Here is an 8,731-nt window from a genome sequence, read left to right as displayed (position 1 = left end):
GGTGACCGGGAATGGCAACGCCAGCTGACGTCCCTGCGCGGTGGCCGATCCTGTACGCCGCGACTTCGGGCCAGCCGACGTGGGCGGGAGGTTGAGGGGTAGCTGAAGCTGCTGGTGACCGCGCGGTCCAGGCGGGGTGGGTGTGTTCACAGGTGGTGCTCCTTGACTGGGTGTAGGTCTGCCCGTGGGCTGCGCTCCCGGTGGCCCGCCGCTCGGCCGGGTAGGGCGGCGTCGTCCCCCGCCTGCGGAGCCGGGCGGCCGACGACGCGTGGACGGCGCGCGTGTGCCGGCGCGGGCAGCTCTGCCACCCTTGGCCAGGGCGGTTCTGGCCAGGCCGACGGTCTTGTAGAGGATCACGGCCTTGATCAGGCGCTTGAGCAGCTGGGGCTGGGCGGGCTGCCAGACGGAGCGGGCCACCCAACCGGGAATCTTGATCAGGATGAACAGCAGGCCGATCAGCACCAGCGCGTCAACGGCGCGCACGACAGTGGGTTTCACGGCGGCCAGAGCCGGGCCGCCGGACGGGGCGGCGAAGGTGTCGGTGGAGTCGGTGAAGTACACCTTGAACGCGAGGATGAGTACGAGCGCCTGCAGCACCTGCATGACCAGGACGCCGGTGAAGGCGCGCCACCACAGCCGGGCGATGTGCTCGGTCTGCGGCAGCGCGTGGCACAGCAGCGCGAGCGGCGCCGCGATCATCAGGAACAGCAGCAGCGCGATCCGTACGACCGCGATGAAGGCCAGGATGAGGCCCATCACCACGGCGAGCCCGATCATCCAGATGAAGAACATCTGCGGGGCCTGTAGCTGGCCGAACGGGTTGATGAGCTTGTTGGCGATCAGGTCGCCGGCCCGCTGCCCGTCGACGCCGTCTTCGAGTAGCGCGGCGACCAGGCCGTTGGCCAGCTCGATGGCGTACTGGCAGAGGGTGAGCGAGAAGTTGAGCGCGATGGCGGCGATCACCACGCGGGGTGCGACCTCGGCGGCGGTGGTGGAGGTCTGCACGCTGCCGTACGCCATCACGATCACTCCGCCGGCCAGCACGAACAGCGCCAGCAGTGCGTTGGCCACCATCCGCACGTGCGCGGACAGCTCTTGAACGCGCTCCACCATGTCCGGCGGCGGTGAGGACAGCAGCAGCGTGCCCATGGTCTGGAAGGCGGGCTGGATCGCCTCGGTGACGATGGAGCCGAACCAGCCGTTCAGCGCCCGGTTGATCTTGCAGCCGAAGTCCAGCCACCCGCACTCCTCCACCCCGCCGTCCGGCTGGGGCGTCGGCTCGGCGGCAGGCTCTGGCTCTGCTGCCGGGGTAGTGGATCTGGTGCTCGGTTGTGGGTGCGGCGGTGGCGTGAGCATCGGCCCCGTCGGCGTGGACGGAGTCGACCTCGGAGCAGGTGTGGCGGGCGGTGTGGGCTGCGGGTTCGCCGTTGGCGAGGGCGCTGGCGGTGGGTCTGGTTCAGCGGCGGCTTGGGTGGCGGTGACAGTGAGCGTGATGGCGATGATGGTGAGGAGCTGAGCCAGGTGGCGCTGGATGGCTCGGAGCGTGTTCGCCGTGGGTGGGCGAGGTGGCGGGTGGCGGGTCACGGGTCAGGAACCCACGATGCCCTTGAGCACGCTGACGAGCAGCGGGGCCAGGACGGCGATGCCGTAGCCGAGGGCGGCGTAGCGCAGGGTCTTCTTGGCCGCCTCGACCTCGCCGGGGTCGCCGCCGGCCAGGATGTAGCGCACCCCGCCGACGGTCAGGAACAAGGTCGCCAGGGCGACCAGCAGGCCGACGATGACGTTGCGCAGGTTGTCGATCACCGCGTTCAGCGAGGCCGGTGCGGCCAGAACAGAGACGGCGGTCAGTACAGAGCTTTCGGCGGTGGCTGTGGCGGCGTGGGCGAGGGCGTATTCGAGCGCGGTGCCCAGGACGATGCCGCCGAGGATGATCAAAGCGATGAGCGCGACTTTGAGACTGTGGGTCTGGGACGAAGCGGTGGTGCGGCGCTGGCGGGAACTCATGTGCTGCCTCCTAGGCAGTGGCGGATGCGTCGGATGACGGCGGGCGGTGAGGGCGGCGCGGAGGTGCCGGGCCGGTCGCGGAACCGGGTGGGCGTCCTCCTTCAGCGAGCGGAGCTAGTGGGCTGGGCCGGGTGACAGGGACCGGTGACCAGGTACGGGTCCCGCTGTCGGGCCGGCGCCCTCCGCGCTGCCTTCTCACCGGTTAAAAGACCTGGGTGAAAGGCCGAGTTAGGACATGAGGGCCAGCGGATTTTGTGAACCCTTTGCTGGCCGCTCTCGGCTGGCGCCGGTGGCGATCGCTACAGGTCGCCGCGTTGAATTGCCTGGTGGAGGGCGGTTTCGGCGCGCTGGCGGCGCTTGATCGCGGTGCAGTAGAGCAGGCCGTCGCGGCGGCAGTAGGCACTGAGCGGCATGCCTTCCAACCGGGTGCAAATGATCAGCTGCGCCTCCGCCGCAGTGATGATCCCTTGAGCAACGGCTTGCGCGAGAAGCTGATCGGGGTGACCGGCCGGGTAGGCCAGGGTCTGCCTGCCGCTGTCGGCCCGGTCGGTGAGGTCGGGGTCGGCCAGCAGAGTGGGCTGACCGGTAGCGTGAGCACGGAGAACGGCGGTGTGGGTCAGTCGCGAGAGCCGCAGCAGCGGATGTGACCAGGCCAGATTCACCTCGCAGAGGGCTTCCAGGTAGGCCGTCAGAACCTCGGCCTCCAGGTCCTCCCGGTCGATCCGCTCGGCCGGGATCGCGCCGGCGAGCGCTGTCATGAGACGGCGCAGCATCGGGATCGCCAAGGTGACGGCGGCGACCATCCACGCTCCTCGGTGGTCGCGTGCCTGGCCGATCAGGTGCCGCCACACGTGGTCACGGGTGGCGCGTGAGCAGGACGGGTGTAGCAGCATCTCGCGCAGCTCGCTGAGCGGGATTGGCCGGGTCGGAAGCCCGTTCCCGAGCTGGGCGCCGTCCACCGATAGCGGTTCGGGGCCGCGCATGAGCAGGTCGAAGGCGCGCTCGGCCACATCCAGTGGCAGCGAGCCGCCCGAGCCCCAGTCCTCACCGAGTCCCATGTCGGCGGGGGCGTTTTCCGCGTCGAGGTCCGCAGCGGACAACGTCTCGGTGGAGGTCATGCAGGTCGCACGCGAGCTGTCCGGGGCAGTGCGGTCGACGGGCGAGCTTGTGGTGATCGAGTTGCTGGTGGTGGCGTCCGTGGAGAGCTGGACCGAAGAGTGAGACATGGCGACGCTCCGAAAGGCTTGATCGGTTCGGACGTCGCCATGTCGCCAGAGAGCCCGGACAAGAACCGGACACAAACTGATCAGTTATCGAGCACGGTAAAGATCACGCCACTTCTGAATAACGCTCCGGAACCATGGATGACCTGCGAAAACGTCGAGAAGTACGGATTGTGTCCGGCGGGAGGTACGAAGGCGCCAGCAGCGGCGTCCTGCTGAAAACCCTTCTGACCAGCGGTTACGAGCGGCGGCTGAAGTCTCGGGTCAAGCTTGCGTCAAGCGATGAACCGAAGCCTGGACCCTAGCGCGGACGGCGTCGAGCCGGATGGGTCCCGCCGTCAACGGTCTCGCGAGCATCCCGCAGTGCGGCTTGCCCACAGGCTGTGGACGAGAAGCCGGGAGCCGCCGAGCAGCGGAGCTCGGTGGCGGCCGGTGGCCTTGCCGAAGCTTTGCTATACGGCCTGTCCAAACTCGGGTCGTACGGCAGGTATTTGGAACAGTGACAGGGATCGGTGGCCCGGCACTTCGGGCCACACCCACATGACCAAACCCACGCCGCCTACCTCAACCGCTTCCACGCCCACATCCACCGACACCTGCAACTCGTCCACCGCGGCCGAACCGGACACCCGTCTCCGCGGCCCTTCTCTTCCGCCGGATCGCCAGCCCCAGGACACGAACCAGGGGCATCTGCCGCTGTCGGTATGGGCGGTGGCGGCCAGCACCGAATCACCCGCTACCTGCCCGACAGGGTGCTGCCGTCCGATCAGCGGTCCGCTGGCCCGTCACCTGGTCGCGGCGTGCGCCCGGCTGGGCGAGACCGTGGTCCACCTCGGCGCGAGCGATCATCAGCTCGTGTCGGCCGCGCTGACGGCGGGCTGCCTGCCGGTGGCCGTGTTCACCGACGCGGTCCGGGCGGGCGTGTCCTGGACCTGTCTGGCCCGCATCCATGCCAACGACGACCTGGAGGTCACCGAACTGCGCATCACCGATCCTGGCGAGGACTCCTCGCTGCTGGCTGACCTCGTAGGTAGTGCGGGGTTGGTCGTCGCCGAGCAGACCTGCCAGCGCGACTTCATCGGTCACTCTGACGTCGACGGTGAGGTTTTCGACCTTGCCAGTGCGGCTGGGCTGGTCAGGCCGGGCGGGCATCTGGTGGTGGTCACTGGCCTGCACAGGGAAAACGGCGTGGTCGACCCGGTACCGGAGATCATCATCCGGGCTCGTGACACAGGGCTGGTGTATCTGCAGCACATCATCGCCCTGCGGCATCCCGTGCGCGGCGAGAGGTTCAACACGCGCCTCTCCCGCCGAGTCGTGGCCGCGACCGGGGAACTGCCGGAGTGCGCCGGGTTGCCGGCGAGTGCTCGAGCGCACAGTGACGTGCTCATCTTCGCTAGGCGCAGGACCTCACCGCCTGGTGACGCGGCCATGCCCTCCGGCGGCGGCTCCAGCACGCTGGTCGGAGCCGACTCCATCGAGCGGGATGGGGGCGAGGGTTGATGGCCGAGGTGACGACGTCGGTGTGGGCGACCGGGCAGCGGCCGTCGCGGGTGCAGCGCAAGGGCCGGTACGTGCCAGAGTCGATGCGGCATCCGGGCAAGATGCTGCCCGCGATCGCCGCCCAAGCCATTGAGATCTACACCGAGCCGGGGGAGCTGGTGGTCGACCCGATGTGTGGGATCGGCACCACCCTCGTCGAGGCCACCCATCTCGGCAGGCACGCCGCGGGTGTGGAGTACGAGGAGAAGTGGGCGCGCCTGGCGGTCGCCAACCTCGGTCACGCCCGCCAGCAAGGGGCGACCGGTTTCGGACGTGTGATGGCCGGGGACTCCCGGCACATCGCCCGGCTGCTGCCCGACCTGGTTGGGCGGGCCGCGCTGGTGCTCACCTCACCTCCGTACGGGGCGGCCACGCACGGGCACATTCGCTCCACCCGCGACACCGGCGAGCCAGGTGTACGCAAGTGGAACCAGCGCTACTCTGCTGACCGCGACAATCTCGCCCACCAGCAGCTCCCGCACCTGTTGGAGGGGTTCGGCCGCATCCTGGCCGGCTGCGTGGAGCTGTTGCGGCCGGGCGGCGTGGTGGCGATCACGGTACGGCCGTACCGGGTGCGCGGCGAGCTGGTCGACCTGCCGGGCCACGTCCACCGTCTGGCCGAGGAGGCCGGGCTGGTGTTCGCCGACCGAATCGTGTGCCTGCTATGCGGGCTCGGCGACGGCCACCTGCTCAACCGGGCGTCGTTCTTCCAACTGCACGAGGCGCGCAAGGCCTGGGCGCGCGGGTTGCCCATCCACGCCGTCGCGCATGAGGACCTCCTGGTGCTCCGACGGCCGCAGACGCCACCCGCACCCGAGCCTCACGCTGCTCTGACCACCGTCCGCGAGCTGCAGTAGCAACACGCGCCTGCCCGGCCCCGGCTCCGCGCAGGGGCCGGGCGCTGAGGCGCGGCCTGAACCTACGGATTTCGCTTGACGCGGGCCATGAAGGTGGGCGTCGATACCGCCCGCTACCCATCCACCCCCGTATCGGATCCCGGGCCAGAGGGCTGTGGCCGCCCGTCGATGACGGCCGGTCACACCCCGCCCCTGGAGACCGGACGGGGCGGACCGGGGGCGTAGCGCCACCACAGCCCGTCGGGAACGCGCGGCCCGAACGGGCCGCATGACCTGTTCAGCAACGCTCACGGAGGTGAGGCATGACCAGCAGCACAACCCCAGCCAGCCACCCGGCACAGCAGGCAGCGCCCGAGGTGATCAGCCTGCTCGCGGCCGGGCGGCTGCTCGGCCTGGGCCGCACCACGACCTACCGCCTGGCTCGCGCGGGCCAGTTCCCGTGCCGGGTCCTGCGGATCGGCGGCCGGTACGCGGTGCCGGTACGCGGGCTGCGGGCGCTACTTGACTGCACCAAGCCGGACATCGGTAGCCGTCCGGCAAGCGAGGAAGGATGACCATGATGGCGAGAGACTCGAATGCGGCAGCGGGTAAGGACTCGAACGTCGCCAAGGGCACCACGTTCAAGATCTGTCGGTGCATCGATCCCGAGACCGGCAAGAACATCAGTAAGACGTGCCCCAAGCTGCGCCGCTCGCACGGAGATGGCGGGGGCCGGTGGAGCACCACCCACGGCACCTGGGGCTACCAGCTCGAACTCCCCGCGAACGCCGACGGCAAGCGACGCAACCCACTGCGGCGCAGCGGGTTCGCCACGCTGGAGGATGCCGAGGCCGAGCTGGACCACGCTCGCGGCCTGCTTGCTCTCGATTCCGAGCCGGCCGTCCGGCGGCAGATCACGAAGCTGATGTTGTCGGTGCTCAAGGACACCAAGAGCCTGCCCGATACCGAGGAGGTGCGGCGTAAGGTCCGCACCCGCCAGGATCTGAACCGGCACATCACGGTGGCCGAATGGCTGGAGGAGTTCCTCAAGCGCAAGCGGTCGATCGAAGCGACCACCAAACGCTCCTACGAATCTCACGTGCGGCTCTACCTCAACCCCTACCTGGGGGAGATCCGGTTGGACCGGCTGCGCGTCTCCGACATTGCGGGCATGTTCGATGCGATCGAGGAGTTCAACGACATCATTGCCGCCGAACGCGCCAGCGGCGATCCATCCCGGGTGGCGTCGGTCCGCTACCGGCGTCCGGTCGGCTCGACCACTCTGCACCGGATCCGGGCGACGTTGCGGCACGCGCTGAATATTGCGATCAGTCAGGACCGGCTGCTGGACTTCAACCCGGCCGCCGTGGTCGAGCTGGCTCCCGCCGTTCGCCCCAAGCCGGTCATCTGGACGGAGGAGAAGGTCATCCAGTGGCGCAAAGACCACGCCGGGCATCTGGATCGGGTCAAGCGGGCACGCGAGGGCAAGCGGGTGGACCCGATCGCCGCCTACATCGGCGCGTCCCGGCCGTCGCCGGTGATGGTGTGGACGCCCGAGCAGACCTCGGCGTTCCTCGCCTACGCCCGCCGGGACCGGCTGTTCGCCCTGTACCGGCTGATCGCAGTACGGGGTCTGCGGCGGGGCGAGGGGGTGGGGGTGCGCTGGCCGGACGTCATCTTCGAGAAGGGGCGGATCGGCGTGCATTGGCAGATCACCCAGCTCGGCTGGGATCCGATCCAGGGTACGCCGAAGACCGACGCCAGTGACCGCGAGATCGCCGTCGACGCCGAAACTATGACGATCCTGAAAGAGCACAAGAAGCGCCAAGCCGCGGAGCGGCTTGCCGCGGGCGAAGACTGGATAAACTCGGGGTTCGTCTTCACCGACGAAATCGGCCGCCCGCTGCACCCGCAGCAGGTGACCGACCGCTTCTACTGGCTGTGCTACCAGGCAGGTCTGCCGCCGATCCGGCTCCACGATCTCCGTCATGGCGCGGCCACCGCGATGCTCGCCGCCGGGGTGGACATCAAAATCGTGCAGGAGACGCTCGGGCACACCTCCTCGGCCTTCACCCGCGATACCTACACCAGCGTCTATCCCGAAGCCGCCGCTGCGGCGGCCGAGGCCACTGCAGCTCTTTTCGCGGGGCCCGCCGTTCCTGTGTCTGGTCCGGTGATGTCAAGGCGGAGCACTGCTCAACCTGGAACGAACGCCAAGACGGACGGGGAGGCTGGTGGATCGGTGATCCCGATGCCGATCCGCTGATCGGCCGTCGAGAGGCCAGGGAGAGAGTCGGCGGCAGGCCGGTCAGTCGCAGGACTGGCCGGCCTGCCGCTGAGGGGCCGTGCGGAGGTGAGAGAGGTGCGATCCGTCCCGAGCTTGCTGGGCATCTGGGCGGCAGGCACTGCACTCAGCAGCAGCGGCACACGCTTGAGGGGCAGGTGGCTGCCGGACGTCTGTGGGTGGGACGATCCCTCGCATCGCGGCCCTGGGTTTCCGCGATTGTCCCAAGGCGAGGGACCGCCCCCGGCAACAGTCAGGCGTTCCGGGGAACGCCGTGACCATCACCGTGTGGGTGACCGACCGGCCTCATGTTGAGGACCGGCTCGCCACCAGGTCCGAGGATGCGTTCAGCGGAACCGGGCTCATACAAGATTTTCGTAATCGTTGATCGGCTACGGATCGTCGTCGGGCGGGGGCTGCCTGCTGCGGCGTGAGTGGGCGACGAGGATGACGCGTTTGCGCAGGAGGCGGATGCTTGCCCGGCCTGCCATCTGGCGCTTGATCATTTTCAGGTCGGTGATTCGGCCCTCTGCCACGCCCGAGTTGTAGGGGAGGGTGACCGCGGCGTGCACCGCGGCGAGGTCGTTCTGCAGGCCCGCGGTGAAACGGACGAGTTGCGCGATGCCGCTGCGCTGGGCGCTGGTGATCCAGCGGTCCATCAGGATGGCGCGCTTCTTGTTGAAGACGTTTCGGAAGGAGCGTACGAGGCCGTGGAGGGTGTGCAGTTCCGGGCAGCGTTCCAGCAGGTGTTTGACGAAGATGCGCTGGTCCTCGTCGAGACGCTCGGGGCGGGAGGTGAGCAGTCGGGAGACCTCGAACGGGCTGCGGGCGGGTGCGGGCGG

At 68.8% G+C, this 8,731-nt stretch carries 7 protein-coding genes and 1 pseudogene; 4 read left to right on the top strand and 4 right to left on the bottom strand.

What is annotated here, in order from left to right; genetic code table 11:
• The 3 genes and pseudogenes from ITP53_RS51550 to ITP53_RS51540 form a co-directional block, all read right to left on the bottom strand.
• Positions 1–1,254: pseudogene (locus ITP53_RS51550) on the bottom strand (hypothetical protein); the annotation flags it as partial.
• A gap of 333 nt (positions 1,255–1,587) precedes the next feature.
• A complete protein-coding gene (locus tag ITP53_RS56675) occupies positions 1,588–2,004 on the bottom strand; it encodes a pilin (protein WP_207757617.1) in 417 nt (138 codons plus the stop codon).
• Between the two features lie 299 nt (positions 2,005–2,303).
• On the bottom strand, positions 2,304–3,230 hold the full coding sequence (locus ITP53_RS51540) for a hypothetical protein (protein WP_207757616.1): 927 nt from the start codon (positions 3,228–3,230) through the stop codon (positions 2,304–2,306).
• 708 nt (positions 3,231–3,938) lie between these two features.
• Here ITP53_RS51540 and ITP53_RS51535 point away from each other — a divergent pair.
• The 4 genes from ITP53_RS51535 to ITP53_RS51520 all read left to right on the top strand — a co-directional run bounded on the left by ITP53_RS51535 (position 3,939) and on the right by ITP53_RS51520 (position 7,871).
• Entirely contained in the window at positions 3,939–4,730 is a 792-nt protein-coding gene (locus ITP53_RS51535) for a hypothetical protein (protein ID WP_195902818.1), read from the top strand.
• Positions 4,730–5,626 (top strand): TRM11 family SAM-dependent methyltransferase, encoded by an 897-nt coding sequence (locus ITP53_RS51530; protein WP_195902817.1) that lies wholly within the window; start codon positions 4,730–4,732, stop codon positions 5,624–5,626. Before ITP53_RS51535 ends, ITP53_RS51530 begins: the two co-directional genes overlap by 1 nt.
• Positions 5,627–5,928: 302 nt before the next feature.
• Positions 5,929–6,180: a helix-turn-helix domain-containing protein gene (locus ITP53_RS51525; RefSeq protein WP_195902816.1), complete on the top strand. Its 252-nt coding sequence runs from the start codon at positions 5,929–5,931 to the stop codon at positions 6,178–6,180.
• A 2-nt stretch (positions 6,181–6,182) separates the two neighbouring features.
• Positions 6,183–7,871, top strand: a complete 1,689-nt coding sequence (locus tag ITP53_RS51520) for a site-specific integrase (protein WP_195902815.1) — start codon at positions 6,183–6,185, stop codon at positions 7,869–7,871.
• Between the two features lie 410 nt (positions 7,872–8,281).
• Here the strand turns inward: ITP53_RS51520 and ITP53_RS51515 are convergent.
• Positions 8,282–8,731 (bottom strand): transposase (locus ITP53_RS51515; protein ID WP_195902814.1); only part of this gene is annotated, 450 nt, incomplete at its 5' end.

Source organism: Nonomuraea cypriaca (genome assembly GCF_015645445.1).
GTDB classification, from domain to species: domain Bacteria; phylum Actinomycetota; class Actinomycetes; order Streptosporangiales; family Streptosporangiaceae; genus Nonomuraea; species Nonomuraea cypriaca.
The sequence above is the reverse complement of the archived record's forward strand: the minus strand, read 5'-3'. Positions and strand labels throughout refer to the sequence as shown.